Annotated in this window: 3 protein-coding genes and 1 pseudogene; all 4 read left to right on the top strand. The window is 68.8% G+C overall.

The genetic code is table 11. The annotated features are described in order from the left end of the window. Nucleotides 1–249 (top strand): MotA/TolQ/ExbB proton channel family protein (locus ABZD10_RS15065; RefSeq protein ID WP_372887760.1); only part of this gene is annotated, 249 nt, incomplete at its 5' end. 3 nt (nt 250–252) lie between these two features. Next, nucleotides 253–723: a protein TolR gene (gene tolR, locus ABZD10_RS15070; RefSeq protein WP_372887762.1), complete on the top strand. Its 471-nt coding sequence runs from the start codon at nt 253–255 to the stop codon at nt 721–723. 6 nt (nt 724–729) lie between these two features. Continuing rightward, nucleotides 730–1,824, top strand: a complete 1,095-nt coding sequence (locus tag ABZD10_RS15075) for an energy transducer TonB (protein WP_372887764.1) — start codon at nt 730–732, stop codon at nt 1,822–1,824. Beyond that, nucleotides 1,821–2,677 (top strand): annotated as a pseudogene (tolB, locus tag ABZD10_RS15080) (Tol-Pal system protein TolB); the annotation flags it as partial. The gene ABZD10_RS15075 and the pseudogene tolB, both read left to right, overlap by 4 nt.

Below are 2,677 nucleotides of genomic sequence, written 5' to 3' on the forward strand. Positions count from 1 at the left end.
CTTTTCGGCACGGTCTGGGGGATCATGAATTCCTTTGTCGCCATCGCCGGCGAGCAGAACACCAACCTCGCGGTGGTGGCGCCGGGCATTGCCGAGGCGCTGCTGGCCACCGCGCTGGGGCTTCTGGCGGCGATCCCGGCGGTGATCTTCTACAACAAGCTCAACGCCGACAGCGACCGGATCATTTCCGGCTACGAGGCCTTTGCCGACGAGTTTGCCACCATCCTCAGCCGCCAGCTGGACAGCTGAGCCATGGGCGCGGGGATCGCAAAGAAACAGGGCACGGGCGGACGGCGGCGCCGCCGCAGCCGGGCCCAGCCGATGGCCGAGATCAACGTCACCCCCTTTGTCGACGTGATGCTGGTGCTGCTGATCATCTTCATGGTGGCAGCGCCGCTGCTGACCGTCGGCGTGCCGGTGGAACTGCCCAAGACCGCCGCCAATCCGCTGCCCGGCGAACAGGAGGCACCGCTGACGGTGACCATTGCCGCCGACGGCACGGTGGCGATCCAGAAGACCCCGACGCCGGCGGACCAGCTGGTGGCGAAACTGCGCGCGGTGGCCGCCGAACGCAGCTCGCAGCGGGTCTATCTGCGCGCCGACGGGGCCCTGCCTTATGAAATGGTGGTGCAGATCATGGGGGCGCTCAACGCCGGCGGTTTCAGCGACATCGGCCTGGTGACCGACATCGGCGGCCCGGCGCTGGACGCGCCCGGCAACTGAGGCGCCATGCATATCGGCCATTATATCTCGGGTCTGGCCCATGCCGGGGTGATCGGCTGGCTGCTGTTCGGTGCCGGGTTCCGCGCCGCGCCGCCGCCTTTCGAGGTCACGGGCGTGTCTGTCGTGACCCTTGAGGAATTCGATCAGCTGACCGCCCGCGAGCGCCCGCCGCTGCCGGCCACCGAGGTCGACACCCCCGTCGCGCCAACCCTGCGCGAAACGGCACCCGAGCTGTCCTCGGATGTGGACGCGGCCCCGGATCAGGAAACGCCCGACACGGCCACGGCCACGCCCCCCGACGATGCGCCGGATCTTGGCGCGCTGAGCGCACCGGCCCCGGCCGAGGTCGCCGACGAGGCGCCCGAGCTGGAGGCCCCGGGCGAGGAGATGGCGGTGCTGATCCCGCGTGATGCCACCCGGCCCATGGTGCGCCCCAGCGAACGCGTGGCGCCCGCGCCGATCGCGCCGCCCGCGCCCGACACCAGGATCGATGATATCGCCCAGGAGGCTTCGAGGCCCGATGACAGCGCCTCGGACAAGGTCGAAGAGCCGCGGCAAGACACCGCGCCCGAGGCCGCCAGCACCGAGATCGTCACCGAGGCCGAAGAGCAGGTCGCGCTGGCGCCCAAGGCATCGCTGCGCCCGGTGCTGCGCCCCGGATCGCGCCCCGCGCCGCGCCCGCAGCCGGCCGGCAGCGGCAAACCCGCCAGCGCCGCGACCGATGCCGCCGTGGCTGCCGCCCTTGCCGAGCAATCGGCCGCGCAAGCCGCAGCGCCCTCGGGGCCGCCGCTGACGCGCGGCGAAAAGGACGCGATGCGGCTCTCGGTGCAGACCTGCTGGGTGGTCGACGTCGGCAGCCAGGCCGCCAATGTCACGGTGACGGTCGGCTTTGCGCTGGACCGCGAGGGCCGGGTCTCGGGGCCGGTGCGCCTGCTGTCGTCGGAAAACGGCAGCGGCCAGGTGGTGGAGACCGCCTTTCAGGCGGCGCGCCGCGCCATCCTGCGCTGCCAGCGCGGCGGCTACAAATTGCCGATCGAGAAATATGATCATTGGCGCGAGATCGAAATCACGTTTAATCCAGAGAAGATGAGGCTGAAATGATGCGATGGCTGACGGCGCTCCTGATGGGGGCCATGGTTCTGGGGCAGATGGCCCAGGCGCAAACGGGTCCGCTGCGGATCGAGATCACCGAGGGGGTGATCGAACCCCTGCCCTATGCGGTGCCGGAATTCGTCGCCGAGACCTCGGCGGCCAATGCGCTGGCGCGCGACCTGTCGCGGGTGGTGGCGGCCGACCTGAGCGGCACCGGCCTGTTCCGCGAGATCCCGGCCAAGGCGCATATCAGCAGCATCACCAATTTCGCCTCGCCGGTGCAGTTCGCCGACTGGAAGGCCATCAACGCCCAGGCGCTGATTACCGGCGCGGTCAAGGTCACCGGCAACCAGCTCGAGGTCAAGTTCCGGGTCTATGACGTCTTCGCCGGGCAGGAGCTGGGCAACGGGCTGCGCTTCAAGGGCAGCACCGATGGCTGGCGGCGCATGGCCCATAAGGTGGCCGACGCGGTCTACAGCCGGATCACCGGCGAGGGCGGCTATTTCGACAGCCGGGTGGTCTTTGTCAGCGAGACCGGGCCCAAGAACGACCGCCGCAAGCGGCTGGCGATCATGGATTACGACGGCGCCAACCTGCAATATCTGACCGATTCCAGCGCCATCGTGCTGGCGCCGCGCTTCTCGCCGACCGGCGACAAGGTGCTTTATACCTCTTATGAAACCGGCTTTCCCCGGGTCTTCATCCTCGATGTCGGCAATGTCCAGCGCCGGGTGCTTCAGGACCAGCCGGGCACCATGAGCTTCGCGCCGCGTTTCGCGCCGGATGGCAAGAGCGTGCTGATGTCGATCACCCAGAACGGCAATACCGACATCTATGCGATGACGATCGCCGGCGGTGAGCC

The sequence above is a fragment of the Shimia sp. genome, from assembly GCF_041624275.1.
GTDB lineage: Bacteria > Pseudomonadota > Alphaproteobacteria > Rhodobacterales > Rhodobacteraceae > Shimia.

Excerpts from the sequence above, each read along its gene's own strand:
- tolR (WP_372887762.1), top strand. The coding sequence starts at position 253 with ATGGGCGCGGGGATCGCAAAGAAACAGGGCACGGGCGGACGGCGGCGC.
- ABZD10_RS15075 (WP_372887764.1), top strand. The coding sequence starts at position 730 with ATGCATATCGGCCATTATATCTCGGGTCTGGCCCATGCCGGGGTGATC.